Origin of the sequence: Promicromonospora umidemergens (assembly GCF_024171995.1) — a bacterium.
Classification (GTDB): Bacteria; Actinomycetota; Actinomycetes; order Actinomycetales; family Cellulomonadaceae; genus Promicromonospora; species Promicromonospora umidemergens.
In genome coordinates this window covers 1-25,079 of the sequence record NZ_JAMTCT010000018.1, presented here as the reverse complement: position 1 = coordinate 25,079, position 25,079 = coordinate 1, and the positions used below count along the sequence as shown (strand labels likewise).

Below are 25,079 nucleotides of genomic sequence, written 5' to 3'. Positions count from 1 at the left end.
CGGTCAGAACGCGTCGGGGTAGAGCCGCTCGGCGATCTCCCGCACGATCGAGATGTTGCCGAGCGTCCCGGGGAACACGTCGGCGCTGGAGACGGCGATCAGCCGGTTCTCGCGCACGGCGGGCATGTCCGGGAACGTGGTCGTCAGGTACTCGCGGGTCGCGGCCTCGTGCTCCTCGTCGTAGACCGAGAACACGAGCGCATCGGGCTGCTCGGCGGCGAGCGACTCCGGCGTGATCGTCGCGGCGAAGAACTCCGCGAACGCCGGGTCGTCCGGGCCGTAGACGTTGTCGGCTCCGGCGAGGCGCAGGATGTCGTGCTCGATGCCCGCGCCGATGGCCTGCAGCGTGGTCCCCTCGACGTACACCTGCGCCACCCGCAGCCGCTCGACGTCGGCGACCGCCGTGGCGACCTCGTCCAGCGCCGCCTCGCTGTCCGCGACGAGACCGGCGGCCTCCTCGCGGACGCCGAAGATCTCGCCGACGTTCTCCAGGTCGTCGAACAGGTCGGTGACCTGGCCGGTCATGCGCCGGTCCGCGCAGCCGCCGGTCGCGACGTAGACGGCAGCTCCGGCCTGCTCGAGCTGGTCGATGCCTGCGAAACCCTGCTCGGCGGTGAACTCGTACGTGGTCGGCGAGTACACGAAGTCGGGCTCGACGGCGAGGAGGTCCTCGCGGCTCGGTGGCATGGCGTCACCGAGGACGGGGACGTCCTCGGCGAGCGGGGCGACGTCGTCCGGCAGGGCCTGCGCGGTGGCCTGCGCCTGCCCGGCGAGGCGGTCGGCCAGGCCCAGGCGCAGCAGCAGCTCGGTCTGTGCGGGGTGCATGCCGACCGCCGCCTCGGGGGCGTCGTCGACGGTCACCTCGCGGCCGCAGTTCTCCACGGTCACCGCGTCGTCCGTGTCGGCCCGGCTCGGGGTCTGCGTCACCGCGGACCCGCAGCCGGCGAGGAGCAGGGCACCGGCGGCGAGCACGGCGGCTCCGGCGGAGCGGGTACGAGCATGCGACGTGCGAGTCATCTGGGGAGGCTGCTTTCTGGGAGGGGTTCGTCGTGGGGCAGGACGGCGTCGCCGCCGTCGTCGTCGCCGGTGACGAGCCGGCGGAACGCGAAGACCGGTTCGTCGGCGTCCCCGTGCACGCGGACGTCGACGTCGAAGGTGGTGCGGATCAGGTCGGGGGTCAGCACGAGGGCGGGAGGCCCCGCCGCGACGATGCGGCCGCCGTCCAGCACGACCACCCGGTCGCAGTACTGGGCCGCGAGGTTCAGGTCGTGCAAGGCCGCCAGCACCGTGCGCCCGAGGCTGCGGACGGTCGTCATCAGCTCGTGCTGATGGCTGATGTCCAGATGGTTGCTCGGTTCGTCCAGCACCAGCACGGGACTCTGCTGGGCGAGGGCGCGGGCGAGCATGACGCGCTGCCGCTGGCCGCCGGACAGGGTGGCGACCATCCGGTCGGCCAGGTCGGTGATCCCGGTGCGCCGCATCGCGTCGGCGACGACGTCGAGGTCCTCGGGGGTGTCCCGACCGAAGGCCGCGTGGTGCGGGACCCGGCCGAGCAGCACCGTCTCCTCGACGCTGAGGTCGAAGTCGGTGGGCGGGTCCTGCAGCATCACCGCCACCGCGCGGGCCGCCCGGCGGCCCGTCAGGTGCTGGACGTCCTGCCCGTCGATCCGCACGGTTCCCTGCCGGGGGCGCACCGCCCGGTAGAGCGTCCGCAGCAGCGAGGACTTGCCGCTGCCGTTCGGCCCGACCAGGCCGACGACGGATCCCGGCTCGACGGTCAGTGACGCCTGCTGCACGACGTCGCGGCCCCCGAGGCTCACGGTGACGTCGTCAAACTGCACCCTCATCGTCCGAACCCCGCCCGCTCGGCGTCCCCGCGGCGCATCAGCCACAGGAAGAACGGAGCGCCCACGAACGCGGTGAGAATGCCCAGCGGGATCTCGGTCGGGGCGGTCACGGTGCGTGCCAGGAGGTCGGCGGCCGTCAGGAACACGGCGCCGCCCAGCACCGTGACCGGCAGCATCCGCCGGTGGTCCGCGCCGACCGCGATGCGGGCTATGTGGGGGACGACGAGCCCGACGAACCCGATCCCGCCGGCGACCGACACCACCGTGCCGGTCAGCAGCGAGGCCACCACGAGCAGCAGCCCGCGCAGGCGCGCGGCGTCCACCCCCAGGGAGACCGCGGACTCGTCCCCGGTCATGAGCGCGTTGAGCGACCGCGCGAGCAGCGCGGAGACCACCCCTGCCACGGCGAGCGCGACGGCGGGGCCGATCAGGCTGGACATGGTCGCCGCCGACACGCTGCCCAGCAGGAAGAACAGCACGCTCACGACGTTCTGCGCGCTGGTGGAGATGGTCAGATAGCTGGTGATGGCGCTGAACAGCGTGCCGAGCGCCACGCCAGCCAGGATCATCCGCGTGGGGGACAGGGCGCCGTTCTTGCGCGCCAGCGTCGCCACGCACGCACAGGCGCCCAGCGCACCGGCGAAGGCCGCGACGTTCAGTGACAGCCCGCCCAGTGCGGCCGAGCCGAGCACGATCACCAGCACCGCGCCGACGCTCGCCCCTGAGGAGACCCCGAGGATGTAGGGCTCTGCCAGGGGGTTGCGGACCGTGACCTGCATCAGGGCACCCGCCATGGCGAGCCCGGCACCGGCAAGGCCGGCCAGCAGAGTCCGGGGCAGGCGGAACTGCCAGACCGCCTGGTCCTGCAACGGCGTCAGCGATCCGTCGGACATCCATGGCATGCCGGGCAGCAGGTGCCCGAGCACGATCTGCGCCGCCTGCACCGGGCTCACCGCCACGGACCCCACCGCGCCCGAGACCACCACCAGCAGGCTTGCGGCTGCCGCGAGCCCGAGGCAGAGCAGCCAGGTGCGCCGGACCAGTTGACGACGCACGCGGCCGGGCGGGACCGCACCGTCCGCGACGCTCTCGGGTCGGGTCGCCGGGGCGGGCGGTTTCAGCGGCACGGACGGAACCGTACTGATTATCATTCTCAGTGGCAAATGAGGCGAGCCGGCACGACCCGATCGTCGTCCGACGGCCGCGCCGACACCGGATGCCAGCCAGGGACCGCCGGGCCATAGTGGCTGGAGGCGAAGCCTGCCGGTACGGGGGAGACCTGCGGAAGGGGCTGCGATGAGCGTGGGGGACCTGCTCACCCACAGCTGCGACGCCGACCGCGGCATCCACCGCCACCGGCGCGGCAAGGGATTCACGTACGTGGACCATCGCGGCGCCCGGATCACCGACCAGGAGACGCTCGCGCGGATCCGCTCGCTCGCCATCCCTCCCGCCTGGACCGACGTGTGGATCTGCGTCGACGCCACCGGTCACGTGCAGGCGACGGGGCGCGACGCCAAGAACCGGAAGCAGTACCTGTACCACCGCCGGTGGCGCGAGTACCGCGACGCCGCCAAGTTCCACGAGCTGGCGGAGTTCGGCGCGGCGCTGGTGCCGCTGCGCCGGCGGGTCGACGCCGACCGGCGCGCACCGCGACTCAGCCTGGAGCGCGTGGTGGCGACCGTCGTCTGGCTGCTCGACACGACGCTGGTCCGGGTCGGCAACGACGAGTACGTGCGGTCCGGCGAGTCGTTCGGGCTGACGACGCTGCGCAACCGGCACGCCACGGTCGACGGAGCCGAGGTGCGGTTCCGCTTCCCGGGCAAGTCGGGCACACCGCACGACGTCGTGGTCCACGACCGGCGGGTCGCGAACATCGTCCGCCGCTGCCGGGAGCTGCCCGGTCAGCAGCTGCTGCAGTACGTGGACGGTGACGAGGTCCGGAGCGTCGGGTCACGCGACGTCAACGCCTACCTCGGCCTGGTGACCGCCGCCGACTACACGGCCAAGACGTTCCGGACGTGGGGAGCCAGCGCGGTCGCGCTGGGCCACCTGCGCCGCCTCGAGCCGGCGAACGGGCGCGAGCACGACGAGCAGCGTGCCGAGGCGGTCCGGATCGCCGCCGCCCACCTGCACAACACCCCCGCGGTGTGCCGCAAGAGCTACATCCACCCCGCGATCCTCGCCGACGACCGCGAGGACCTCGACCGCCTGATCGAGCGGTCCCGCGCCAACGCCGTCCGCACGTCCCGCTGGATGGACGCCGACGAGCGTGCCCTCCTGAAATTTTTGACCGCCATCACCGTTCGCACCCCGGAATCGCGACAAATCCGCTTTGATAGGTGATTACCCCCTTCGACGGCAAGGAGATCTCGCGATGACCCAGGCAGCCCAGGTCGGCACCGTCTACCAGACCAGCCAGGAGCTACTCGACGCCGACCTGCCCCGCCTCAGCGTCGTCCTGGACGCCAGCGGGTACGCGGTCCAGCGGGACGCGGACGGCAACTGGTACAGCGTGTCCTCCGTGGGCCCGGCGGACCTCGCAGAGATCTACACCCTCATCCATCTCCCGGCCACCGCGCTGCCCACCGCTTACGGTTCGGTCGTCATCGCGGACAACGGCACACCCTTCATGCGCCGCTGGGACGCGGCGACCGATGACCGCTTCGGCCTCGAGCACTGGATCGGTCCCGACGGGTCCACGGTGACCGGAGACCACCTGCGCCGCCTCGGCATCGCGCGCGCCTGGGACGCGGGAGGGCCCAACGGTGTGCCGAGCATCAGCGGCCGCCGTGCTCGGTCGCGTACGGCTCAGCGCGCGCCGGCTCACTGAGGGAGCCGGCTCACTAAGAGAGTCGTGCGGTTCGGCGCAACGGTCGTTCGCGGAACGGGCTCAACCGACATTTCACCCATACGCGCTATCGTTCCCTCGTGATCGAGAACCCGAGGCCAACCCGCCACCTTGAGCACATCGAGCCGGCACGGGTCGGCACGCCGATTCCAGGTTCGGCGCAGGCGCGGGCAGCGGCGTCGGCGGGCGATCTGACGACGCCGGACGGCCCGCCGGCCGACGGTGCCGGGGCCGGTCTCGTCCCGGACCAGGCGCGGTCGAGGGTGCGGGTCGTGGTGGCGGGCGGTGTGACGCTCGCGGTGGTCGCGCTCGGCATCTGCGGCGCGCTCGTGCTGGGTGGGGACCACCCGGACGACGTCGGCGTGGCCGCGTCCGTCGCGGGAGTCCCGGACCTGCCGGCCGTAGCCCTGGATGACCAGCCGTCGGACGGCGCCGGCGGGACGGAACGCTTGACCGAGGCGCGGACCCGCCTTGCCGACGCGGTCGAGGACGGCGAGACGGCCCATGCTCAGGCTGCCGCTCGGAGCGCGACGCCCTCCGCGGCGTTGCGCAGCCTGCGCCGCGCGCTCGACGCGGGGAGAGCGGCCCTGGAGATCCGGCCGCCGAACGATCGGAGCTCCGAAGCGCGCACCGTCGCCTACCTCAAGACCCTCGACACGCGTCGATCGGCCATCCTCGACGCGGTGACGGGCGTCGCGGACGCCGGGCACGCCCAGCCAGGTCCGGCAGCCCCGTGGTCGACTTCTGGGCGCGGGTCCGGGGGCGCCGCGCCGGTCGGCCCGGCGCCCGACCATGGCGGCGCGAGCGAGGGCGCGACCGGTGGCTCGGGCGGTGGCTCGGGCAGCGGCGGGGCCACTGGCGGCGGTTCCGCGGGGGACACCACGGGCAGCACGGGTTCGACCGGCGGTGGCACGACGACGCCGCCGGTGGCCCCGCCCCCGAGCGCCGATCCGACGTCGGAACCGAGCACAGAGCCCCCGGTCGAGCCGACCCCTGGGCCGACGCCGGACTCGTCGGCCTCTCCTACGGCCACTCCGGAGTCGGCCGGCCCGTGACGTCGACCGGCCCGTGACGTCGGCCACCGCCGGAGTGCTGTGGCGGTGGTTCGCTGAGGTTCAGCCGCCGTGGACCAGCCCGTCGCCCATCGTGGTGCGCAGGTGGAGCACGGAGGTACCACTGCGCCGGGTGGTGATCAGGCCCGCCCGCCGGAGCACGGCCGTGTGCCGGCTGACGCTGGAGGGAGACGTCCTGGTCCGCGCTGCGAGCGCCGTGGTCGTCAGCTCGACGTCTATCAGGCGGAGCACCGCTGCGCGGGTCTCGCCCAGCAGCTCGCTCAGGGCCTCGCCCTGGGGGCGGCCGCCACCGGGCAGCCAGAACGGCTCGCGGCTGACCGGGTAGACCAGGACGGGCTGCAGCAGCGGGTCGGCCAGGGTGATCGGGTGGTTGACGCCGAAGAACGTCGGGACGAGGGACAGCCCGCGCCCTTCGAGATGGAGGTCCCGCCGCACCGGGTAGTCGACCTCCAGGACCGGGGTCCGCCAGCGGGTCGCCGGGCCGAGCCGGCTCAGTACGGCATCCACGCCGTGCGTCAGGGTCCGGTGTGCCAGCCGGGCCACCCAGCGGCCGGTGATCTCCGCTGCCTGGTCCACGTGCGGGCTCATCACGGTCCGGTGGTAGCGCCGCATCGCGAGGCCGAGCCGGTGCAGTGCGGCAGGACGTCCGGCCGCGATGTCGTCGAGCCACGGGCCGGCCCCTCTGCCGCCGTCGAGCCGGCCGACCTCGGCGCGAAGACGGTGCTTGTTCGTGGACAGTGCGGTCTCCACGCCCGCCTCGAACTCGGCCGGCCGGTCCGCGGGCGTGAGGAAGTCGGGGAAGTAGCCACGGCTGGGCGCGAGGGTCGCGAGCAGCTCCGCGTCGCGCAGCAGCCTGGCCTCCGCGAGCCTTCGTCGGGAGAGCCTGCTCCAGGAACCGAAGTACGACTCGGGCCGGGTCACCTGGTGGACGCTGAGGACGAGCTCCCACATGGGATCAACTCGTGTTCCGACTCGGGTCCGCACAAGGTCGGCGGCGGAGAAGTGAATGCGCAGCACAGGTTCCCCTCGGGCTGGTCCGGCTCTCACGAGACGCGCTCGCGCGCGAACTGTAGAGAGGCGCAGTCCCGCTGTCTGGTACATCGCCTACATCGCCTCGGGTGCGGGCTGGCCCGGGTGCGGCACGGCCTGCGGCCCTGGCTCGCCGTACCGAGTACGCCGAGTCAGGGCCGTGGTCCCGTCCCACCTGTCGGGGGTGCGCCGGTGCGGTCAGCCGGCCCGGGCGATCGCGATGTTGGTGTTCCCGCGCTGTCCGGCCTCGTAGTGCATGTAGAGGCGGCCGTCCTCCTCGGCGAAGCTCGGCGCCGCGGCCCGGGTGGCGACCGGCTCGGTGTACAGGACGCCGAGGTGGTTCTCGCGGTCGAAGCTCGTACCGACGTCGGCCACGTGGATGGTGCCTGCGCCGCTGTGGTAGACCACGTGACCGCCGCCGTTCCGCGACCAGTAGTGGGCGCCCGAGAGCTGGCCGCCCTCGCCAGAGGCCGGCGAGATCAGCGGGGCGTGCTTGAACTGCCAGCCCGAGGCCAGCTGGTTCGACCAGCCGATGAAGATCTTGCGGGTCCCGGCCTGGTTGCCCATGAACAGCATGATGTGGGTGTCTGCCTCGGTCGGGTGCGGGAACACGCGCGCGTAGGAGGTCTCGCTGACGTTCGAGGGCAGCATCCCGGTGTGCAGCACCGTGCCGCCGTAGGCGAAGCTCCGCCCGTCGGCCGACGTCGCCACCCGGGTCGTGGTGTTCTCCCCGTGGAAGTACAGGTACATCCGCCCGTCCGCGGCGTTCCAGACCGCGTGCGGGCTCGAGACGTGGCTGACCGAGTAGTGCGGCGACCAGGTGCGAGGGATGACCGGGTTGCCCGAGTACTCCCGCCACGGTCCCGCGAGGGAGTCGGCGTAGGCGAGGCAGATCCCGCCGGGCGCGTCGTGCGGCGCGTAGTACATGTACCAGGCACCCAGCGGGTTCTGCACCCGGCCGGCGACGCGCCGGACCGAGGGGAAGATGAGCTCACCCGTCGGGTTGTACGCGAGTGCCGACCTGTCGAGGGCCGCGCCGAGGCGGGTGAAGGCGGGGAAGCCGGGCACCGCCGCGGCGGCCGGCGGTGCGATGCCCAGGGCGGCGGCCGAGCCGAGTACCGCCGCGCCCACCAGGAGGCTCCGCCGGTCCAGCACGGGCTTGCGGTCTGATTCCACAGTGACTCCAGTCCGGCCCGGGCGGTCGCCCCCGCGCTCCGTTGCGCGGCGGTGCGAAAGTGTCGTGCCGGACCCATCGGGTCTGAATCTGTGGTCGACGGCGTCCCGTGGTCAAGGTGATCATGCGAAGTATCAGCGGGCCGGGTAGTCCCCGATAGCCCTGCTCAGGGGAGTCGGCGGTGTGTTCCGGTCGCCCTGGAGGTCCACGCGGCGGGTGCCGCAGGTGGTGCACCGCACGTAGAGCACACAGCCCGTCGAGGTCGGGTGGCGTGATTCGGTCGTCCAGGTGTGCTCGTGCGCTTGGTGCCTGCTGGTCCGCGATGCGGGAAGGGTGTGCGGGGGTGCCATGCACCACACGATGCTGTAATGGCGTTATGCATCTCAACCCTTACGGCGAGTACGCGGTCCTGCTCGCCGCGTCGCTCGCCAACGAGTGGCCGGCTGACCGCGCGGGTATCGAGGCGCGCACCCGTGAGTTCGGCATGACGATGGACTTCGAGGAGGGTCCGGACGACCACGGCCGCTTGCGCCTCGTCATCGACGACTGGCTGCGGATCGTGGACGCGGTGGACCCGGAGCGGCGCGCCGCGCTGCTGAACGCACAGATGGCCGCGACCGCGGCATACCCACGACTCACCGACCATGACGGTGAGGGGTGGCACCTGCACTACCGGGACGAGGGCCAGGTGCTGTCCTCGGTCCTGCGCGCCGTGATCAGCGTGGGTACCTCGCTCCACCTGGTCACGCGCGGGATGCACCGGCTGGGGCGGTGCGCGGCCGAACCGTGCACGGCGGTCGTCGTCGACGTCACCCGGAACGGGCGTCAGCGGTACTGCTCCGTGCGGTGCGCCAACCGGGCGGCGGTCCGGAGGCACCGCGAGCGAACGGGTGCGGGACGATGAGAGAGCCTCGGCCCGCACCCTGCGCTGCGCCTGCGGCTCAGCTCTACCTGTTTCGCCTGAGCCTGCGGCTCCGCTCTACCCGTTTCGCCTGAGCCTGCGGCTCCGCTCCGGGCGCGTGCCTCGTACCTCGGCCCGCACCCTGCGCTGCGCCTGCGGCTCAGGCGATGGTCGCGTCGATCGTGACCGGGATGTTGCCGCGGGTGGCGTTCGAGTAGGGGCAGACGGCGTGGGCGGCCTCGACGAGCTGGTCGGCGGTGGCCTGGTCCACGCCCGAGAGCTCGACGTGCAGTGCGGCGCTCAGGCCGTACGCGCCGCCGTCGGCCGGGTGGATGCCTACCTCGGCGACCACCGCGGAGTCGGCGAACTTGATCTTCTGTGCCGCGGCGACGCCCTTGAGCGCGCTGTGGAAGCAGGCGGCCCAGCCGGCCGCGAAGAGCTGCTCGGGGTTGGTGCCGCCGCCGGGCCCGCCCATCGCCGTCGGGATCGCCAGCGTGAGGTCCAGCATGCCGTCGTCGGTGGCGGCCCGGCCTCCGGCGCGGCCGTCGCCGGTGGACGTCGCGATCGCGGTGTAGATGCTGTCAGCCATGGTGGAGCTCCTTCGTGGGGACCGGCGGCGGTACGCCGGTCCTCGGTAGACGAACTAGTACGTCTACCGTAGGTGGGATGCCGCGGCGGCACAAGTCCGGGTCTGGCCGAGGAGCGGGACTGTCCTGGAAAGGCCGCAGCCCGCCGCCACTTTCGTGGCGACGGGCTGCGGGCGGGCGCTCGCGGGCGAGCAGTGGTCGACGGCGGGTGGTCAGCCGGCGGGGCGGGCCGCCCGGCCGGCGTCGACGATCGCTGTGACCGCGCGCTCCAGGGCGGCGCCCACGCGGGACGGCTCGTCGAGATAGCCCGACACCATCGCGCCGTCGCGCAGCATCATCAGCTCGTCGGCGGCTTCGGCGGTGCCGCTCACACCCATCCCGCCGAGCATCTCGGCGAACGTCGCCCGATACCAGGCCCGGTGCTCGGCGACCGTCCTCCGGACCGGCCCGTCAGGTTCGGCGTACTCCGCCGCCGCGTTGATGAACGCGCAGCCACGGAAGCCCGGCTTGCAGCTCTCCGCGCCGATCGCGGCGACGAACAGCCGGAGCGCCTCTGCGTCGTCGCCGGCGGACGTGCGCAACCCTTCCAGCGCGCTCCGCTCCCACGCGGCCTGCCGCTCGAGGTACGCCACCACCAGGGCGTCCTTGGTCCGGAAGTGCCGATAGAACGTCACCTTGGTGATGCCGGCGCGCTCGATGATCTTGTCGGCGCTGATCGCGCGGACGCCCTGGGTGTAGAACAGCTCGGTCGCCGCGTCGAGGATGCGGTCCCGGGTCGAGCGGGGGCTGCCGGCTCCGACGGGGCCCCTGGCCGGTTCGCCGGACGTCGTCGTGCTCATGCCGCCACCTGCTCGCTTCCGTCCCGGATGATCTGACGGAACAGTCTACGCCGGGGTGTACGGACGGGTTCGTCTACCTGGGGAGCGTCTCCTGGGAGCGTCTCCTGGGCGGCGGCGTGGGTGAGGGGGCGGTGCGGTCGGCCGCGCCGCGAGCGGACCACGTGGCCGAGCGAGCTGGCGCTCGGCGACCCTGCTGCTCGCGGCGCGGCCGGCGCCGCTAGGTCCGGCTGCGCCGGACGAGGCCGATGATCAGGCTGGCCACGACGACGATCACACCGATCCAGATGAGGAACTGGCCTATCTCGGTGGCGACCCCGAGAATCACGAGGGCCACGCCGACCAGGATGAGGATGAGCCACGTTGGCATGTCGATCTCCTTCCTCCGGCACGACGCTCGATTGCGCCGTGCTACCTCGATACTGTTCCTGTTCGCCGTAATTCGCATCTCGGGCATTGGCGGCATGACGGGCGGGCGTCGCCCGCGCAGCGAGAAGGCCCTCCTGCCAGGTGGGACCTGTGCGGAAGGGCCTCCTGACCAGGTGGGTGAGTTCCCTCAGGCGTCCCAGGCCTTCGTGAACTCGGCGAGGTCGATGCGGCCGTCCTGGTCGTGGTCGGCCTTGCCGAAGATCTCGTCGAGGTCCTTGTCGGTGGTCTCCTCACCGCGGGTGGCCATGGCCCGGCGGAACTCGTCGGCGGTGATCCGGCCGTCGCCGTCGCCGTCGAACTCGACAAACGTGCGGGTGAGCTCGTCGTTGGTGGTCATGGGCAGTACCTCCGCGATGCCGGGAACAAGTCGGAGAGTATGCAACCACAGAACGGTCGCGTGGTGGCGCCCCGAATGTCGGCTGCCGTCCGATACCGTGCGGCGTGGCACTCGTCGACGCCCGGAGGACCAGACCATGAGGTTGTATGCGGCCGCACCGGCCCGAGGTGCCCGTCAGGTGCTGGGTGACCTGCTGCTGGTCGCCTGGATCGCGGCGTGGGCCTGGGCCGGGCGGGAGGTCCACGACGTGACCCTGACGCTGGGGCGGCCGGGGCTCGCGACGGCGTCGGCGGCCGACGAGATGGCGGGCCGCTTCCACGACGTCGAGGGGCGGGTCGGTGGGCTTCCGGCCGTGGGGGACGACCTGGCCGCACCGTTCAAGGGGGCGGCCGACGCGGCCGAGAGCCTGGCGGCCGCCGGGCGTTCCCAGGCCGAGACGGTGGCCGACGTCGCGCTGCTGGTCGGGATCGCGGTGTTCCTGATCCCGGTGCTGCTGGTGGCCGTCCTGTACGTGCCGTTCCGCGTCCGGTTCGTGCGCCGCGCGGGCGCGGCCCGGCGGTTCGCGGGCGCCGACCCGGAGCTGCTGGCGCTCCGCGCCCTCGCCAACCAGCCGCTGCGGACCCTGACCCGGATCACGGACGACCCGGTCGGCGCGTGGCGCGCCGGCGACCCGGACGCGGTGCGCCGCCTGGCCGACCTGGAGCTGCGCACCCTAGGCCTGAAGCGTTGAGTGCTGGGTTTTTGCCCCTCCACGCGCGGTAGAGGGGCAAAAACCCAGCACTCGACGGAGACGTCCGTCAGTCGACGCAGAACTCGTTGCCCTCGATGTCCTGCAGGGTGATGCAGGATTCGTTCTCCTCGTCGGCGTACTGCGTGAGCACGTGCGTCGCGCCGAGCGCGATCAGCCGTGCGGCCTCGGCCTCGAGCACGGCAAGCCGCTCCGCGCCCACGAGCCCGGCGCCGGCCCGCACGTCGAGGTGCACCCGGTTCTTGACGATCTTGCCCTCGGGCACGCGCTGGAAGTACAGGCGCGGACCGACACCCGTCGGATCGACACAGGCGAAGTCCGTGTCCCGCTGCTCGGGCGGCAGCGAGCTGGTGTACTCGTCCCAGGAGGCGAACTCCTCGGGAGGCGGCGGTACGACGTACCCCAGCACTTCGCACCAGAACCGGGCGACCCGCTCCGGCTCGGCGCAGTCGAAGGTGACCTGGAAATGTTGGACCTTTGGCATCGGGTCACCATAACGACCGGTGCCGACCTGGTCATCGAGATATCGCGTCCGCCAGCAGTCGGGCCAGCTCGGCCGGACGCGTGAACATCGGCCAGTGGCCCGAGTCGAGGTCCACGAGGTCGACGTGCTTGGCCCGCGCGAGCTCCGGCACGTCGCCGGCGTCGATCCACTGCCGGGCCTGGGCGGCGGTGAACTCCGGGCACACCACCACGACGGGAACGTCGAACCGGCGCTCGTCGGTGAGGTGCACCACGCCCCGGGCGACTCCTTCGGGGACGGGGACCGCCGCGTCCGCGAAGGCGCGCTTGGCCGCGTCGGAGAGGTCGGCGGAGTCCGGCCCCTCGAAGGGTCCCCAGCCGGGGAACGGCATGACGCCGTCGGTGATCTCGAACAGGTCGGCGTAGGGCTTGCCGTCGTCCCAGGGGAAGCCGCCGACGAGAGCCACCCCGGCCAGCTCCTCCGGACGCGCGTCGGCAGCGAGCCAGGCCAGCGTGCACGCGGCCGAGTGCCCGACGACGAGCGGCTTCCCGTCCGCGGCGTCGACCGCCGCGAGCACCGCGGCGACCTGGTCGTCGAGCGTGGCCGACGTCGAACCGTCGCCCTGGCCGGGAAGCGCGACCGGCACGGGCCGGTGCCCGAGCGCCTCGAGCTCCGGCACCACCTCGCTCCAGGCGGACGTGTCGAGCCAGGCGCCTCCGACAAGCAGGATGTCCATGATGTTCCTTCCGTGGTCGGTGCGGCAGAATGCCGATGCGCACCACGGTAGAGCCAGTTCCGGACGTTCTACTTCCGGATTGTCCCGAACCGTGCAAGGTGCGATGAATTTCGCTCGCCCGCTCGTCTGATCTGCCAGAAGGCCCGCGGATCGCGTGGCCACCACGACAAGGAGAACCACGCATGAGCACCATCGTCGCCACGCACTTCGTCTCGCTCGACGGCAAGGTCGACCCGACCGGCGGAGACCCCGAGCTGCACGACACGGCGTGGACCTATCGGACGGTCGCCCCCGTGCCCGAGTCCTTCCAGCTCAAGGAGCGCGAGCAGGAAGAGGCGGGCGCGCTGCTGCTGGGCCGCGCGAGCTACCAGATGTTCGCGCCCGTCTGGCCCGACATGGACGAGTTCACGCGGTACAACACGCTGCCCAAGTACGTCGTCTCCACGACGCTCACCGACGACGACCTGACCGACACCTGGGGCGAGACCACCATCCTGCGCTCACTGGACGACGTCGCGCGGCTCAAGAAGACCGACGTCGGCGAGATCCAGGTGCACGGGAGCGTGTCCCTCACCCGGGCGCTCGCCGACGCCGGCCTCATCGACACCTACCACCTGCTGGTCTTCCCGGTGCTCCTCGGCCAGGGCAAGCCGCTGTTCAGCGACGCCGACAAGGCGGCCCAGCAGCTTCGGCTGGTCGAGCACGAGGCGTACAGGAACGGCGTCCAGAAGCAGGTCTTCGAGGTGGTGCGCTGAGAGGCGGTGCGCTGAACCGGCCGGTCAGCTCACGTCGCCGCGCCAGGCCCCCGTCTCGGCACCGCGGGACTCGATGAACTTCTTGAACCGCTCGAGGTCGCCCTCGACGCGCCGGTCGTCGAAGTTGAGCGCGCTGCCCACCTTCTCGGTGGCGTTGCCGGGCTCCCAGTCCATCTGCACGGTGACCCGGGTCCTGGCGTCCTGAAGCTTGTGGAACGTGACGACACCGGCCTGGTCCGGCCCGGTCCGGCTCGTCCACGCCACGCGCTCGTCCGGGTGCTGCTCGGTGATCTCGGCGTCGAACTCCCGCTCGACCCCGCCCACCTTCGTCGTCCAATGGGTGTGGGTCGGGTCGAGCTGGCGGACCTCCTCGACGCCCTCCATGAACCTGGGGAACTCCTCGAACTGCGTCCACTGGTCATAGGCGGTACGCACGGGTACTTCCACGTCGATCGACTTCGTGATGCTGGCCACGAGTCTCTCCCTTCGTTGGCGTGCCCCCACCGTGACCTGGGCCCGGCCCACTCGCGCGTCGAGGGCATAGCCTGCTGAGGTGCCGTCCGAGACCAGCCCCACCGCACGCGCGCTGCGCACCCTGGAAGTCCTGCAGACCCGCCCCGGCACGACAGCGAACGAGCTCGCCGAACGCCTGGGCGTCACGGAACGGGCCGCCCGCCGGTACATCGAGATCCTGCGTGAGGCCGGGATCCCCGTCTCGTCGGTCCGCGGCCCGCACGGCGGCTACCGGCTCGGGCGCGGGACACGGCTGCCACCCGTCACCTTCACGCAGACCGAGGCGCTCGGCCTGGTCATGGCAGTGCTCGACAGCCACGCCGACGCCGACGACCTCGTCGACACGGCTCTCGGCAAGGTGATCCGGGCGCTGCCAGAGAACGTCGGCCGCCAGGCGTCCGCCCTGCGTGAGCACGCGTCCGCCGCGCCGGACCGGTACGCGGCCCGCCCGGACAGCACCGTCACCAGCGAGCTCGTCGCGGCGATCGCGGCCCGACGGCGCGTGCTGGTCACCTACCGGGGCGAGTCCGGCAGCGAGTGGGTCGCCGAGGTGGACCCGTGGGCCGTCGTCGTGCGCTACGGACGGTGGTACCTCCTGTGCCACTCCCACCGCGCCGGTGCGACCCGTACGTATCGCATCGACCGGGTCGTCGCGGTCGAGGACACCGACCGTGCCTTTGAACCGCCCGACGGCCTCGACCCCGTGACGGCGCTCGAGGAGCACCTGGGCACGGGGTGGCAGCTCACCACCCGCGTCGTCTTCGACGCCCCGCTCGCCGACGTCGCCCCCTGGGTCGGCGCGCAGATGGGACGGCTCGAGCCGGCGGACGGCGGGTGCGTGCTGGTCGGCAGCACCCGCAACCCCGAGATGTACGCGCAGGAGTGGCTGGCGAGCGTGCCGTTCCCGTTCCGGGTGGAGGGCGGACCAGAGCTCCGGGCCGCCGTCGGGGCGCTCGCGGTGCGGCTCGCCGCTGCCGTGGCCGACTCCTGAGGAGGCGGTGGCGGCTTGCCGGTGGCCGTGGCTCGATGACTGCCGGGTCCTGTGGAAGCATTCCGCTCATGACCGCACGACGCGTGGGCATCATCTGGAACCCTTCCAAGACGACCAGGACGGAGCTCGAGTCCGCGCTCGAGAAGGCAGTCTCCGCGGCGAGCCCTGGCACGGAGGCCCGCTGGTTCGAGACGAGCGTCGACGACGCGGGCCAGGGCGCCGCCTCTGCGGCGATCGAGGCGGGCGCCGACGTGCTGGTCGTCGCGGGCGGCGACGGGACCGTGCGCGCGGTCGCCGAGCACCTCGCCGAGGCGAGCGGCGACGTCGAGCTGGGGATCGTCCCGCTCGGGACCGGGAACCTCCTCGCCCGGAACCTCGGGGTTCCTCTCGGCGACGTCGCCGCCGCCTTCACGAGGGCGCTCACCGCCGAGGCGCGGGCCATCGACGTGGGGTGGCTCGAGATCGACCTCGACGGCGGGACCGAGCGGCACGCGTTCGCGGTCCTGGCCGGGTTCGGGCTGGACGCGCACATGATCACCGAGACAGACGACGACCTCAAGGACAAGGTCGGCTGGCTGGCCTACGTGGAGTCGCTCGGCCGCGCCCTGTCCGCCAGCGACACCCTCGACGTCCGGATCACCGCCGACGACGAGCCGCTGGGCCAGGAGAGCGTGCACACGCTGCTGATCGGCAACTGCGGAACCCTCCAGGGCGGGATCAACCTCCTGCCGGACGCTGACCCGAGCGACGGCGAGCTGGACCTGCTCGTCCTGAGCGCCGACGACGCGGCGGGGTGGGCCGACACGCTGCGGAACATGGTCTGGGACAACGGCGTCAAGCGGCTCGCCACCGGCGGCGCCGTGGCCGAGAGCAGCGACAGCGCGACGCATCTGCGCCTGCGCAGCATGAGCATCGAGCTGCTGGAGCCGCGCGTCTTCGAGATCGACGGCGAGGACCTGGGGGAGACCACCCGGGTCGCCGTCACCGTCCAGCCGGGCGCCGTGCGGGTCCGCTGAGCACTGTGCCGTCCGGTGGTGCCCGGGTCCGCGCGTTGCACGGGCCAGTTGCGGACACATGCCCCAAGATGGGTCGCACAGGGGCGATACCGAGAGCACGGGAGGCATCAAGATGTCGCGCAAGAAGCACACCGACCACGTCGAGACGGCGGCGCACGGCGGCGGGGGCTTGAAGAAGCTGCTCACGCTCGTCGCGATCGCGCTGATGGCCGCTGCGGTCGTGAAGGAGCTGCGCACACCGAAGGCGGAGCGCGGCTGGCACGGCAAGATCGCGTCGGTCGTCCCGTACGAGCTGCGCGTCCCGACCCTGGAGCGCGCCAGGGAACGGCTGTGGGACCCCGAGGCCGAGCACGTCGTGGGGCCCCGCGTGTTCGGCGTCGGGTGGAGCGTGAACCTCGGCAAGGCCGTGGCCGTGGTGCGGCAGAAGGTCGGCGTCTGACCCTGCCGGACCGGCTGGGCCGGGCCGGCCGGCGGGCGGCCGACCGGGCGAGCGCGTCAGCCCGGCGGCAGGACTCGTTCCGGCAGGTCCGCGCCGACCAGGAACGGGCGCAGCAGGCCGGGGACGGCGGCGTCGGCGAGGGTGAGGCCGTCCTGCTGTGCGGCGTCGCGGACGGCGTACGCGCCCCGGCCCGCTGCGGTCGTCGCGACGACGGTGATCAGCCCGGCCCGGCGCTGCAGCACCGACTGCCGTACGGTCCAGCCCACGACGGCCCGCCGTTGGAGCGCCACCGTCGCTCGGCGGACCGTGCCGCTGCGGGCGACCAGGTAGATGCCGGTGAGCGTGTGGCCGAGCGCGCGGTAGGCGTCGAGGGCGAGCAGCACCGCCAGCGGGACCAGCACCAGCGCGCTGATCCAGGCCACGTGGAGCAGCACGGGCGTGAGCAGCAGGCCGAGCACCACGAGGACTGCCTCGGCGGCGAGCACCGTGCCGAACGCCCGGCGCAGCCGGCGGCCGCGGGCCGCGGGCGGGTGCGGCGTGAGCTGCGCCGCCGTCGGCGGGGTGGACGGCTCGCGGAGCACGTCCGCCGCCACCCGGTCGGCTACCTCCTTTGGCGCCACCGGCAGGAGGGTCCGGCTGTCGGTCTTGTCCTCCTCGCTCGTCGCCAGGCCGGTGGCGACGGCGTCGACCCGCGCTCCGCCGGCCAGGCGGGCGGCGAGCGGCTCGACGACCTCCACTCCGCGCAGCCGGGACTCCTCGAGCGAGATCGACCGGGTGGTCAGCAGCCCGCGCTGCACCTGGAGCGTGCCGTCGGGCCTGCGGTCCAGCGTGTGGTTCCACCAGTACTCGACCCAGATGGCCACCGTGGCCACGCCCCCGACGAGGAGCAGGCCCACGGCGAGCGCGGCCGAGACGAGCAGCGCCGGCGCGACGCCGAACCACGATCCGACCGTCTCGACCACGCGGACCTGCATCCCGAACCAGTCGGCCACCTGGAGCGTGCCGCCGGCCGCGGCGCCGCCCAGCGTCGGGCTGAGGAAGGACAGCGGTGCGAACCGGATCCAGCGCCGGTCCACCCGGGCCAGCATCCCGTCGCCGGCGTCCTCGGCGCCAGGACCGTCCGGGCGCGCGGCGTGCGCCAGCAGGGTGCCGCGCAGCGCGTCGGCCGACTCCTGGCGCACCGGCCAGAGGGTGACGGTGCCCTCCGTCCCGGCGTGCTCGCCCGTCCCCACCCGTACGGTCACGACGCCGAGCATGCGGAGCACCGGGTCGGCGGTGAGGTCGACCGAACGGATCCGCTCCCTGCGCAGCGCGAGGCGCTTGCGGAACACGACGCCGGTGTTGACGTGGAACCGTTCCGGGTCGACGTGGTAGCTCGTGACGCGCCACATCCACTCGCCCGACGCGGCGCCGGCGGCGACGGCCACCACGAACCCCGGCAGCACCCAGGCCAGCGCCGCCCCGACCGAGGTGCCGACGGCCAGCCAGTACCCCGTGATGAGTGCGGCTCCAGCGGCGGGGCCTGCGGTGTAGAGCGCGCCCGCGAGGAAGGCTCGTCGGTCCAGCCGCTCCCACGCGGCACCGTCGCCGCTCAGGTCGCGTCCTCTGGCGTGGCCTGGGTGGCGACGGTGAGGTCGGCCGCGAGCGCGGCGGCCGTCTCGGCGTCGAGCCCCTCCACCTTCACCGCCCCCTTGGCGGACGCCGTGGTCACCGTGAGCGTCGCCAGCCCGAAGCGCTGCTCCAGCGGGCCTCGCCCGGTGTCGACGGTCTGGACCCTTGACAGGGGCGCGACCCGCCACTCCTGGAAGAACCAGCCGGTACGGGTGTAGACGGCCTCGTCGGTGACCTCCCAGCGGTGGTGGCGGAACCACAGCCTGGGCAGGGTGAGGGCGGCGAGCGCCCCGACGGCTGCCAGGACCACGGCGGGCAGGAGCAGCCACGGGCGGGCGGGGGCGATCAGCAGGCCCAGCACCCCCAGGGGGACCACCGGCACGGCCGTCAGCAGCCAGAGCTGCAGCGACCACCAGCCGACGGCGCGTGGGTCCACGGCGTGCCGTGGCGGGCGCAGGCGCAGGGCAGGGCCGGGACTCTCGTCGACGGTCGGCGCGGTCACGGCACCATGCTCCCAAGCGGCGCGCGCTGCGGCAACGCCTTTCGACGTGCGCCGAACTGCGAGTGCGGCAGCACCGGCACACCATGATCCGGAGGTCGGCCCGTCGAGCGGAGCCGGCAGCCACCCGGAGGAGGCCGCCATGTCCGCGCCACGCCCGCACCGCCCCCGCCGCCCGCACCGGTCCCGTGCCGTCGGCCCGTTCGCGGCAGCGGCGCTCCTCGTCGTGCTTGGGACCACGGGCTGCGCCACCGGGATCGGCGCGGACGACGGCGCAGGCGCCGACGTCGACTTCGGGGCGTCGCCGTCACCCGGCGGCACGCTCCAGGTGATGGGGTTCGGCACGGGTGACGAGATCGGCGAGGTGCGCCACGACCGCGCGACCGAGGCGCTCGGCACCGAGGTCAAGCTGTCCGAGGGCGCGCTCGACCCGCAGGCGTTCCTCTCGGCAGCGGCCGCGGGCAACCCGCCCGACCTCGTCTACGCCGAGCGCGACCAGATCGGCACCTTCGCCTCGCGTGGCGCGATCCTGCCGCTGTCGGCCTGCGTCGACGAGCAGGGGATCGACACCGACGCGTTCGTCGACCCGGCGCTGGCCGAGGTGACCTTCGGGGACGAGCTCTACGGCATCCCCGAGTTCAACATGGTCCAGATCACCATGGCCAGCGCCGACCTGCTCGCGGACGAGGGCCTGAGCCTGGCCGACGTCGACGGGTCCGACCCGGACGCCGTCCTGGCCGCGACCGAGGCCATGACGCGCCGTGACGGCGGCAAGCTGTCCGTCATCGGAGTCGACTCCAAGCTGCCGGAGTTCCTGCCGCTGTGGGCCAAGGGCCGCGGCGCCGACCTCCTGTCCGACGACGGCCGCACCGCACAGCTGGACGACTCCGCTGTGGTGGAGGCCCTCGAACAGGCCGTCGCCGTCTACGACGCCCAGGGCGGCTTCCCCGACGTCAAGACGTACCGCGACTCGGCGGACTTCTTCGGGGCGGGCAACCAGTTCGCCACCGGACAGCTCGGCGCCATGGCGATGGAGCAGTGGTACGTCAACGTGCTGAACGAGAGCTCACCCGACGCCCCGCTGGCGTTCGGCCCGGTCAAAGGACCCGATGGCGACGTGCACGCCTTCGCGACCGGGTCCGCCTGGGCGATCCCGGTCGGCGCCGCGGACCCGGCCGCAGCCTGCGCGTACGCCGCCCGCATGACCGAGACCGAGGCCTGGGCCGAGGCCGCACAGGTCCGGGCGGACGCGCGGGCGGCCGACGGCCTGGTGTTCACCGGCGTCCTGACCGGCAACGAGGAGGCGGACGCGCAGATCCGCGACACGCTCGTGCCCGCAGACCCGCCCGCTCCGTGGGACGACGCGATCGACGCGATGTACGCGGCCAACGACCACACCTTCACGCTCCCGGCCAACCCCGCCGGCGCCGAGTTCGAGACCGCCTGGCAGGACGGCGTCAACCGGGTCCTCAACGGCCAGCAGGAGCCCGCCGCCGCGATGGCCCAGGCACAGGAGGAAGCGCAGTCCGCCCTCGACGAGGCGTGGGCTACGTGGGACGAACAGCAGTGACGACCGCACGTCCCAGCGCCCGCGCCCGTCGCGAGCGCACCGCAGGCCTGGCCTTCATCAGCCCCTGGATCCTCGGGTTCCTGGTCTTCACGGCCTGGCCCATCTTCTACAGCGGCTACCTCTCCCTGACCGACTACGACGTGCTGACCGACCCGTCGTTCGTCGGCCTGGACAACTACGAGCGCATGGTCGACGACCCGCAGGTCCGGCTCGCGCTCTGGAACACCCTGCAGTACACGCTGCTGCAGGTGCCGCTGTACGTGCTGGTCGCGCTCGCGCTCGCCCTGCTGCTGCACCAGGCAGGCCGGGCCTCCGGGTTCTTCCGCACCGCGTTCTTCATACCCAAGATGACGCCCCCCGTCGCCGTCGGCGTGCTGCTGCTCCTGCTGTTCAACGGCGAGTACGGCCTCGTCAACGAGGCGCTCGGCACCATAGGCATCGACGGGCCGAGCTGGACCACAGACCCCGACTGGATCAAGCCGGGCCTCGCGCTGGTGAGCCTCTGGTCCGTGGGCGCCGCCGTCGTGATCCTGCTGGCCGCGCTCCAGGACGTGCCCGTAGAGCTGTACGACGCCGCCCGCGTCGACGGCGCCGGCTGGTGGCGCCGCACCCGGACCGTGACCATCCCCATGATCAGCGGCGCCCTGTTCTTCGTCACCGTGGTCAACACCATCGCCGCGTTCCAGATGTTCACCGAGGCGTACTCGGCCTACTTCGGCGCCGGGAACTCGACCTACTCCAACGACGCTGCGCTCTTCTACGTGATCTACCTGTTCCGCGAGGGCTTCGCCGAGCTCCACATGGGCTACGCCTCCGCGCTGGCGTGGCTACTGTTCGCCGTCATCATGGTGGTGACCGCCGTCCAGCTGCTCGTGTCCCGCAGGCTCGTCTACTACGAGGGGGAGCAGCGATGAGCGACCCGGTCCGCCGCAGGCGCTGGGTCCGGGCGGTGGTCGTCACCGCCCTGGTGGTCCTCACCATCGTCTTCGTCTACCCGCTGATCTGGCTCCTGTCGGCCTCGTTCAAGCCGCGGGCCGAGATCTTCGACAACCGCCTGGTGCCCCAGCACCCGACGCTCGAGAACTACCTCACCGTCTGGCAGTCCGCGCCCCTGGCCCTGTGGCTGGGCAACACGCTGGTCGTGACGGCGCTCGCGGCCACCGCGGTGACGGTCTCCAGCGCGCTGGTCGCGTGGGGGTTCGCCCACTACCGGTTCCGCGGGCGGGGGCCGCTGTTCGGGGTGGTGCTGGCGACGATGATGCTGCCGGGCGCCGTCACGCTGATCCCTACGTATCTCATCTGGCACCGGCTGGGGTTCGTGGGCACCACGGTGCCGCTCTGGGCGGGCAACCTGTTCGCCAGCGCCTTCTACGTGTTCCTCCTGCGGCAGTTCTTCCTCAGCCTGCCGCGTGAGCCCTTCGAGGCGGCCCGGCTCGACGGCGCGAGCGAGTGGAGGCTGTTCTGGCTGGTCGCGGTGCCGCTGTGCCGGCCGGCGCTCGTGCTGACGTTCCTGTTCGAGGCGCAGGCATCCTGGACCGACCTGCTGCGCCCGCTGGTGTACCTGCAGGACGCGGCGACCTTCACGGTGCCGCGCGGGCTCAAGGCGCTGATCGACCAGTTCGGTCCGGGCGGCGAGTCGCAGTGGGAGGTCGTGGTGACGGCGTCGGTGATCACCACCGTGCCGATGATCCTGCTGTTCTTCGCGGGCCAGCGGTACTTCGTGCAGGGGATCGCGACGACGGGGACCAAGGGCTAGTGCGTGCGGTTCGCCGCCAGGATCTCCTCCTGGTACGGGGCGACCACGTCACCCGAGACCCGGCAGTCGAGCAGCAGGAAGCGGCGGTCGGCGACGGGCTCGGTGGCCCACCGCGCCAGGCGATCCAGGTCGGCGAGCGAGCGCACCACGACCCCCTCGGCGCCGACGGCGGCCGCGAGCGCGGCGAAGTCCGTCTCGGGGATGAGCATCGGCTCCTTCGTGATGCCCTGCCGCCCGTACACGTGCACCTCGGCGCCGTAGGCGGCATCGTTCCAGACGACGGCGATGCCGCGCCCGCCGGCGGTGCGTACCGCGGTCTCGAGGTCGGCCAGCGCCATGAGCCCGCCGCCGTCGCCTGTGGTGAGCACGACGGCGTCGTCGGGGCGGGCCGCGGCAGCGCCGGCGACGCTGGGGAAGCCGAGCCCGATGGACTGGTAGGCGGTGCCGACCATGACCATGCGGTCGGGTGAGGCGACGGGCCAGTACATGTTGGCCCAGCCGATGAAGTGCCCGCCGTCGGAGACGACGACGCGGTCGGCGGGCAGCAGGCTCGCGAGGCGGTGCGCGACGGCGCGCGGGTCGAGGCGCCCGTCCGGCGCGATCCCGTCCGCCGGGCCGGTCTCGTAGCGGCGGGCCGCTGCGACGTCCACGGACTCCCGCCACCCGGACGGCTTTGCCCCCAGGGTGTGCAGCTCGTCCATGAGGATGCGGGTCACGAGCGCGGCGTCGCCGCGGACGAAGCCGCCGACGTGCCGGTGCGTCGCCGCCGGCGCGGTGTCCACCTGGACCACGCGCGTGCCCGGCGCGAACAGGTCGCCGAAGCGCATGGTGAACTGGTTGAGCGACGCCCCGACCACGACGGCGACATCGGCTTCGCGGACCAGCTCCATCGCCCGCTCGGCGCCGAAGCCGCCCGCGACGCCGAGGTCGTACCGGTCGTCGGGGAAGACACCGCGGCCCAGCGCCGTGGTCGCCGTCAGAGCTCCCGTCGCCTCCGCGAGGTCGCCGAGCGCCTTGCCCGCGCCGGCGAGCCAGGCGCCCCGGCCGGCGAGCAGCAGCGGCCGGTCAGCGCCGGCGAGGTGCTTGGCGAGGTCGGTGATGGCGGCGGCGTCGAACGGCCCGGTAGGTGCCATGGGCTGGGGGAGGGTGGGCTCCGGCGCGTCGGGGACCGGGCCTGCCTCCAGCGCGGCGACGTCGTACGGGATGGCCAGCACCACGGGCACGCGGTAGGTCAGGGAGTGCTCGATGGCGATGACGCTGGTGGCCGCGGCGTCGGCGCGGCCGACGGTATAGGTGCGGGCGCCGACGGCGGCCGCGAGCGCTATCTGGTCCACGTCCCAGGGGCGGGGGCCCGACGTCGGCTCGTCGCCCGCCAGCAGGACCAGCGGCACGCGGGCCGCCGCGGCCTCGGCGAGCGCGGTGAGCGCGTTGGTGAAGCCCGCGCCGTAGGTGGCGGTGGCCGCGGCGATGCGGCCCGACGCGCGGAAGTGGGCGTCGGCGGCGACGACCCCGCCGGCCTCGTGGCGGACGGCGGTGAAGCGTGCGGTCGTCGAGCGTTCGAGGGCGTCGAGGAACCAGGCGTTGCCGTTGCCCATCACGCCGAAGACGTGGTCGACGTGGCGGGCGACGGTACGGGCGACGTGGGCAGACACGGTGGGCACGGGGGCCTCCAGGGAAACAGTGACGGATGAGTGGTGCGGTCCGTATGTGTCCCGTGCGGGCCCGGCTCTGGGCCCGTCGCGCGCCCCTTTTTCGAGCGCAGGCGGTGTGGTCCGCCTTGACGATCGGGAGTATATCCCCCCGGGTCATTCCAGGTTGGTGCGGCTGCTCTCGTGCAGCACGAGGGCGCATATCGCCCCGTCCAGGTGCCAAGTGGTCGTTCCGTAGATGTCGGCCACGGAGATCTAGCCTGCAGAGCCGTCCACGAGCATCACGTCTTCGATGTCCTCGAGCGCGTCTTCGGCGTGGCCACGGGTTTCCGGATCATCCAGGAGTGCTTCGATCAATGGGCGAACCACCGCGACATCCAGACGACGGTGGATTCGTGCCACATGGGCCAGGCAGGTGGCCGCGACTTTTCGTACCCAGGGATCGTCATGCCCAAGAAGCTCGACGTATTGCCCTTGCAACCACTTCCAGTCGTCGATGTGAAAGGCCGCAGATATCATCGCTTCGCGCAGAGGCAATGATTCGCCATCCTCGATGGCTGCCAGGAATTTCCCACGGTCAATCTCTTCCGACTTGTAGTACTCCAGGCTCACAGTATCTTCCCCTTCCTGTTCACATCGCCGTTCTTTACGAGTGCATTCTTCATCTCGTCCCTGAGTCCCTGCTGGTTCGGCGTTCCGTTCCACTCCCGAACGTGACCATGGAACTTTCCAGGTGCGTGCTCATCGAGCACGACGAATTCCCCGTTCTCCTTGTCCACAGCCACACGCCGGGTCGAGGTGTTCTTGTAGGGCACCGAGCGATCCAGCGCCTTTTGCCCGTCCGCGGGCTCGGGCGCGGCCTTACCACGCTGGCTCAGGCCATGTTTCGGGTTGGGCTCGTACGTGCCGTTCGGGCCAACATGGGCGGCATTGTGGACCAGGATCGGGACAGCGCCAGCCTAGACATAATAGTTGTGGTGGGTCTCGACGTGAAAGTTGTAGACCATCTCCGCGTCTGCATCATCGCGGGTCTCGGTCTCGATGGCTTTGAGGCGCCCTACGGTTCTCGGACAGTTGGCCCCAAGATATAATTCTTGGGATTGACTGGAAGGAATGGCCCGTTGGCGGAACAGAAGTATTCACCGGAGTTCAAGGACGCGTGCGTCCAGGAAGTGATCCGGAGCTCACGCACTATCGCGCAGGTAGCGCGTGAGAATGGTGTGGTGCAGCAGACTCTGCGGAACTGGGTGAACGCGTACAAGAAGCAGC

30 protein-coding genes are annotated in these 25,079 nt (G+C 72.1%); 13 read left to right on the top strand and 17 right to left on the bottom strand.

Annotation, left to right across the window (positions count from 1 at the left end):
* Window positions 1-3: 3 nt before the first annotated feature.
* From APR04_RS22725 to APR04_RS22715, 3 genes are read right to left on the bottom strand one after another with little or no spacing between them, the layout of a single operon-like run.
* Window positions 4-1,017 carry an ABC transporter substrate-binding protein gene (locus APR04_RS22725; protein ID WP_253874651.1) on the bottom strand — a complete coding sequence of 338 codons (1,014 nt, stop codon included), beginning with the start codon at window positions 1,015-1,017 and terminating at the stop codon, window positions 4-6.
* Window positions 1,014-1,847, bottom strand: a complete 834-nt coding sequence (locus APR04_RS22720; RefSeq protein ID WP_253874649.1) for an ABC transporter ATP-binding protein — start codon at window positions 1,845-1,847, stop codon at window positions 1,014-1,016. Before APR04_RS22720 ends, APR04_RS22725 begins: the two co-directional genes overlap by 4 nt.
* The gene (locus tag APR04_RS22715) at window positions 1,844-2,974 is read right to left on the bottom strand and encodes a FecCD family ABC transporter permease (protein ID WP_253874647.1); all 1,131 of its coding nucleotides are present in this window, start codon (window positions 2,972-2,974) and stop codon (window positions 1,844-1,846) included. The genes APR04_RS22720 and APR04_RS22715 overlap by 4 nt, the downstream gene beginning before the upstream one ends.
* Window positions 2,975-3,143: 169 nt before the next feature.
* Here APR04_RS22715 and APR04_RS22710 point away from each other — a divergent pair, with 169 nt between their 5' ends.
* The 3 genes from APR04_RS22710 to APR04_RS22700 all read left to right on the top strand — a co-directional run bounded on the left by APR04_RS22710 (window position 3,144) and on the right by APR04_RS22700 (window position 5,753).
* Entirely contained in the window at window positions 3,144-4,193 is a 1,050-nt protein-coding gene (locus APR04_RS22710; protein ID WP_253874645.1) for a DNA topoisomerase IB, read from the top strand.
* 31 nt (window positions 4,194-4,224) lie between these two features.
* Window positions 4,225-4,680, top strand: a complete 456-nt coding sequence (locus APR04_RS22705) for a hypothetical protein (protein ID WP_253874643.1) — start codon at window positions 4,225-4,227, stop codon at window positions 4,678-4,680.
* A 98-nt stretch (window positions 4,681-4,778) separates the two neighbouring features.
* Window positions 4,779-5,753: a hypothetical protein gene (locus tag APR04_RS22700; RefSeq protein ID WP_253874641.1), complete on the top strand. Its 975-nt coding sequence runs from the start codon at window positions 4,779-4,781 to the stop codon at window positions 5,751-5,753.
* Window positions 5,754-5,813: 60 nt separating this feature from the next.
* Here APR04_RS22700 and APR04_RS22695 read toward each other — a convergent pair whose 3' ends face one another.
* Window positions 5,814-6,722, bottom strand: coding sequence for an ArsR/SmtB family transcription factor (locus tag APR04_RS22695; RefSeq protein ID WP_253874639.1), 909 nt, complete (start codon window positions 6,720-6,722; stop codon window positions 5,814-5,816).
* A 276-nt stretch (window positions 6,723-6,998) separates the two neighbouring features.
* Window positions 6,999-7,976 (bottom strand): hypothetical protein, encoded by a 978-nt coding sequence (locus APR04_RS22690; RefSeq protein ID WP_253874636.1) that lies wholly within the window; start codon window positions 7,974-7,976, stop codon window positions 6,999-7,001.
* 374 nt (window positions 7,977-8,350) lie between these two features.
* Between APR04_RS22690 and APR04_RS22685 the strand changes: the two genes are divergently transcribed.
* Complete coding sequence (locus APR04_RS22685) at window positions 8,351-8,878, top strand: CGNR zinc finger domain-containing protein (RefSeq protein ID WP_253874634.1); 528 nt, start codon at window positions 8,351-8,353, stop codon at window positions 8,876-8,878.
* 157 nt (window positions 8,879-9,035) lie between these two features.
* On the opposite strand, the gene APR04_RS22680 is transcribed toward APR04_RS22685, so the two are convergent.
* From APR04_RS22680 to APR04_RS22665, 4 genes are all read right to left on the bottom strand, one after another.
* A complete protein-coding gene (locus APR04_RS22680) occupies window positions 9,036-9,464 on the bottom strand; it encodes an organic hydroperoxide resistance protein (protein WP_253874632.1) in 429 nt (142 codons plus the stop codon).
* A gap of 210 nt (window positions 9,465-9,674) precedes the next feature.
* Window positions 9,675-10,301 carry a TetR/AcrR family transcriptional regulator gene (locus APR04_RS22675; protein ID WP_253874630.1) on the bottom strand — a complete coding sequence of 209 codons (627 nt, stop codon included), beginning with the start codon at window positions 10,299-10,301 and terminating at the stop codon, window positions 9,675-9,677.
* Between the two features lie 217 nt (window positions 10,302-10,518).
* Window positions 10,519-10,668, bottom strand: a complete 150-nt coding sequence (locus APR04_RS22670; RefSeq protein WP_253874627.1) for a hypothetical protein — start codon at window positions 10,666-10,668, stop codon at window positions 10,519-10,521.
* 186 nt (window positions 10,669-10,854) lie between these two features.
* Window positions 10,855-11,064 (bottom strand): EF-hand domain-containing protein, encoded by a 210-nt coding sequence (locus APR04_RS22665; protein WP_253874625.1) that lies wholly within the window; start codon window positions 11,062-11,064, stop codon window positions 10,855-10,857.
* Between the two features lie 136 nt (window positions 11,065-11,200).
* Between APR04_RS22665 and APR04_RS22660 the strand changes: the two genes are divergently transcribed.
* Entirely contained in the window at window positions 11,201-11,794 is a 594-nt protein-coding gene (locus APR04_RS22660) for a hypothetical protein (RefSeq protein ID WP_253874623.1), read from the top strand.
* A gap of 67 nt (window positions 11,795-11,861) precedes the next feature.
* On the opposite strand, the gene APR04_RS22655 is transcribed toward APR04_RS22660, so the two are convergent.
* Both APR04_RS22655 and APR04_RS22650 read right to left on the bottom strand, forming a co-directional pair.
* Window positions 11,862-12,296: a VOC family protein gene (locus tag APR04_RS22655; RefSeq protein ID WP_253874620.1), complete on the bottom strand. Its 435-nt coding sequence runs from the start codon at window positions 12,294-12,296 to the stop codon at window positions 11,862-11,864.
* Between the two features lie 31 nt (window positions 12,297-12,327).
* Window positions 12,328-13,011, bottom strand: a complete 684-nt coding sequence (locus APR04_RS22650; protein ID WP_253874618.1) for an alpha/beta fold hydrolase — start codon at window positions 13,009-13,011, stop codon at window positions 12,328-12,330.
* A gap of 182 nt (window positions 13,012-13,193) precedes the next feature.
* Between APR04_RS22650 and APR04_RS22645 the strand changes: the two genes are divergently transcribed.
* Window positions 13,194-13,766, top strand: coding sequence for a dihydrofolate reductase family protein (locus APR04_RS22645; RefSeq protein WP_253874616.1), 573 nt, complete (start codon window positions 13,194-13,196; stop codon window positions 13,764-13,766).
* Between the two features lie 24 nt (window positions 13,767-13,790).
* Here APR04_RS22645 and APR04_RS22640 read toward each other — a convergent pair whose 3' ends face one another.
* The gene (locus APR04_RS22640; protein ID WP_253874614.1) at window positions 13,791-14,240 is read right to left on the bottom strand and encodes an SRPBCC family protein; all 450 of its coding nucleotides are present in this window, start codon (window positions 14,238-14,240) and stop codon (window positions 13,791-13,793) included.
* Window positions 14,241-14,319: 79 nt separating this feature from the next.
* Between APR04_RS22640 and APR04_RS22635 the strand changes: the two genes are divergently transcribed.
* The 3 genes from APR04_RS22635 to APR04_RS22625 all read left to right on the top strand — a co-directional run bounded on the left by APR04_RS22635 (window position 14,320) and on the right by APR04_RS22625 (window position 16,725).
* The gene (locus tag APR04_RS22635; RefSeq protein ID WP_253874612.1) at window positions 14,320-15,270 is read left to right on the top strand and encodes a helix-turn-helix transcriptional regulator; all 951 of its coding nucleotides are present in this window, start codon (window positions 14,320-14,322) and stop codon (window positions 15,268-15,270) included.
* A 68-nt stretch (window positions 15,271-15,338) separates the two neighbouring features.
* Window positions 15,339-16,286 (top strand): diacylglycerol/lipid kinase family protein, encoded by a 948-nt coding sequence (locus APR04_RS22630; RefSeq protein WP_253874610.1) that lies wholly within the window; start codon window positions 15,339-15,341, stop codon window positions 16,284-16,286.
* 112 nt (window positions 16,287-16,398) lie between these two features.
* Entirely contained in the window at window positions 16,399-16,725 is a 327-nt protein-coding gene (locus tag APR04_RS22625; protein ID WP_253874608.1) for a DUF5808 domain-containing protein, read from the top strand.
* A gap of 56 nt (window positions 16,726-16,781) precedes the next feature.
* Here APR04_RS22625 and APR04_RS22620 read toward each other — a convergent pair whose 3' ends face one another.
* The gene (locus APR04_RS22620; RefSeq protein ID WP_253874606.1) at window positions 16,782-18,170 is read right to left on the bottom strand and encodes a PH domain-containing protein; all 1,389 of its coding nucleotides are present in this window, start codon (window positions 18,168-18,170) and stop codon (window positions 16,782-16,784) included.
* 146 nt (window positions 18,171-18,316) lie between these two features.
* Window positions 18,317-18,838 carry a PH domain-containing protein gene (locus APR04_RS22615; protein WP_253874604.1) on the bottom strand — a complete coding sequence of 174 codons (522 nt, stop codon included), beginning with the start codon at window positions 18,836-18,838 and terminating at the stop codon, window positions 18,317-18,319.
* 139 nt (window positions 18,839-18,977) lie between these two features.
* Between APR04_RS22615 and APR04_RS22610 the strand changes: the two genes are divergently transcribed.
* Genes APR04_RS22610 through APR04_RS22600 form a run of 3 tightly spaced genes read left to right on the top strand, consistent with a single transcriptional unit; the run spans window position 18,978 to window position 22,161 of the window.
* On the top strand, window positions 18,978-20,405 hold the full coding sequence (locus APR04_RS22610; RefSeq protein ID WP_253874601.1) for an ABC transporter substrate-binding protein: 1,428 nt from the start codon (window positions 18,978-18,980) through the stop codon (window positions 20,403-20,405).
* Entirely contained in the window at window positions 20,402-21,319 is a 918-nt protein-coding gene (locus APR04_RS22605) for a carbohydrate ABC transporter permease (protein ID WP_253874599.1), read from the top strand. Before APR04_RS22610 ends, APR04_RS22605 begins: the two co-directional genes overlap by 4 nt.
* Window positions 21,316-22,161 (top strand): carbohydrate ABC transporter permease, encoded by an 846-nt coding sequence (locus tag APR04_RS22600; protein WP_253874597.1) that lies wholly within the window; start codon window positions 21,316-21,318, stop codon window positions 22,159-22,161. Before APR04_RS22605 ends, APR04_RS22600 begins: the two co-directional genes overlap by 4 nt.
* Here the strand turns inward: APR04_RS22600 and APR04_RS22595 are convergent.
* The 3 genes from APR04_RS22595 to APR04_RS22585 all read right to left on the bottom strand — a co-directional run bounded on the left by APR04_RS22595 (window position 22,158) and on the right by APR04_RS22585 (window position 24,625).
* On the bottom strand, window positions 22,158-23,822 hold the full coding sequence (locus APR04_RS22595; RefSeq protein ID WP_253874596.1) for a thiamine pyrophosphate-binding protein: 1,665 nt from the start codon (window positions 23,820-23,822) through the stop codon (window positions 22,158-22,160). The genes APR04_RS22600 and APR04_RS22595 overlap by 4 nt on opposite strands.
* A 243-nt stretch (window positions 23,823-24,065) precedes the next feature.
* Entirely contained in the window at window positions 24,066-24,422 is a 357-nt protein-coding gene (locus APR04_RS22590; protein WP_253874594.1) for a hypothetical protein, read from the bottom strand.
* Entirely contained in the window at window positions 24,419-24,625 is a 207-nt protein-coding gene (locus tag APR04_RS22585) for a hypothetical protein (protein ID WP_253874592.1), read from the bottom strand. The genes APR04_RS22590 and APR04_RS22585 overlap by 4 nt, the downstream gene beginning before the upstream one ends.
* Before the next feature lie 279 nt (window positions 24,626-24,904).
* Here APR04_RS22585 and APR04_RS31360 point away from each other — a divergent pair.
* On the top strand, window positions 24,905-25,079 hold a 175-nt coding region (locus tag APR04_RS31360), incomplete at its 3' end, for a transposase (RefSeq protein WP_372496158.1).

Coding starts and splice junctions, on each gene's coding strand:
- APR04_RS22725 (WP_253874651.1), bottom strand. CDS start 1,017: ATGACTCGCACGTCGCATGCTCGTACCCGCTCCGCCGGAGCCGCCGTG.
- APR04_RS22720 (WP_253874649.1), bottom strand. CDS start 1,847: ATGAGGGTGCAGTTTGACGACGTCACCGTGAGCCTCGGGGGCCGCGAC.
- APR04_RS22710 (WP_253874645.1), top strand. CDS start 3,144: ATGAGCGTGGGGGACCTGCTCACCCACAGCTGCGACGCCGACCGCGGC.
- APR04_RS22705 (WP_253874643.1), top strand. CDS start 4,225: ATGACCCAGGCAGCCCAGGTCGGCACCGTCTACCAGACCAGCCAGGAG.
- APR04_RS22695 (WP_253874639.1), bottom strand. CDS start 6,722: ATGTGGGAGCTCGTCCTCAGCGTCCACCAGGTGACCCGGCCCGAGTCG.
- APR04_RS22685 (WP_253874634.1), top strand. CDS start 8,351: ATGCATCTCAACCCTTACGGCGAGTACGCGGTCCTGCTCGCCGCGTCG.
- APR04_RS22680 (WP_253874632.1), bottom strand. CDS start 9,464: ATGGCTGACAGCATCTACACCGCGATCGCGACGTCCACCGGCGACGGC.
- APR04_RS22675 (WP_253874630.1), bottom strand. CDS start 10,301: ATGAGCACGACGACGTCCGGCGAACCGGCCAGGGGCCCCGTCGGAGCC.
- APR04_RS22670 (WP_253874627.1), bottom strand. CDS start 10,668: ATGCCAACGTGGCTCATCCTCATCCTGGTCGGCGTGGCCCTCGTGATT.
- APR04_RS22665 (WP_253874625.1), bottom strand. CDS start 11,064: ATGACCACCAACGACGAGCTCACCCGCACGTTTGTCGAGTTCGACGGC.
- APR04_RS22660 (WP_253874623.1), top strand. CDS start 11,201: ATGAGGTTGTATGCGGCCGCACCGGCCCGAGGTGCCCGTCAGGTGCTG.
- APR04_RS22655 (WP_253874620.1), bottom strand. CDS start 12,296: ATGCCAAAGGTCCAACATTTCCAGGTCACCTTCGACTGCGCCGAGCCG.
- APR04_RS22650 (WP_253874618.1), bottom strand. CDS start 13,011: ATGGACATCCTGCTTGTCGGAGGCGCCTGGCTCGACACGTCCGCCTGG.
- APR04_RS22645 (WP_253874616.1), top strand. CDS start 13,194: ATGAGCACCATCGTCGCCACGCACTTCGTCTCGCTCGACGGCAAGGTC.
- APR04_RS22630 (WP_253874610.1), top strand. CDS start 15,339: ATGACCGCACGACGCGTGGGCATCATCTGGAACCCTTCCAAGACGACC.
- APR04_RS22625 (WP_253874608.1), top strand. CDS start 16,399: ATGTCGCGCAAGAAGCACACCGACCACGTCGAGACGGCGGCGCACGGC.
- APR04_RS22610 (WP_253874601.1), top strand. CDS start 18,978: ATGTCCGCGCCACGCCCGCACCGCCCCCGCCGCCCGCACCGGTCCCGT.
- APR04_RS22600 (WP_253874597.1), top strand. CDS start 21,316: ATGAGCGACCCGGTCCGCCGCAGGCGCTGGGTCCGGGCGGTGGTCGTC.